Origin of the sequence: Robertmurraya sp. DFI.2.37 (assembly GCF_029211245.1) — a bacterium.
Taxonomy (GTDB): domain Bacteria; phylum Bacillota; class Bacilli; order Bacillales; family Cytobacillaceae; genus Robertmurraya; species Robertmurraya methanolica_A.
Genome location: NZ_JARGEJ010000273.1, coordinates 1 through 419 on the forward strand (window position 1 = coordinate 1; position 419 = coordinate 419).

Sequence of the window (419 nt, forward strand, 5' to 3'; positions counted from 1 at the left end):
CCAAGTTACCGCACGACAAATTCCATGTTTTTCCCATTCAATGTCGCCAGGCTGATAGCCATTTTTTTCAAGGCCTTTGCTTCATCATCGGATACCTCATTATTTGTTACTAATATACAGCGGCGGTTTCCGTCATCCTCAGAATTAAGTAAATTTACTGCATGTAATGTGGTGCCGCTACCTGCAGAAAAGTCAACAATTAGAGCATTTTTCTTTCCGGATACAGCGAATGTTAATGCTTCATGGACAGCATAAAGCGATTTTGGGTATGAGAAGCCACCACCAAGTATGGATCTAATCATATCTGTACCGTGGGCTTCTGCATTACATAAAGAATCAGTCCAAACCGTTTTTGGAGGTTCGCTTTCTCTACGAAGGATAACTTCTATTCGATCTCCTTTTTTTTCAATAAACATTCT

Annotated in this window: 1 pseudogene; it reads right to left on the bottom strand. The window is 40.1% G+C overall.

Features of this window, described 5'->3' with window-relative positions:
* Window positions 1–5: 5 nt before the first annotated feature.
* Window positions 6–419 (bottom strand): annotated as a pseudogene (locus PZE06_RS26460) (hypothetical protein); the annotation flags it as partial.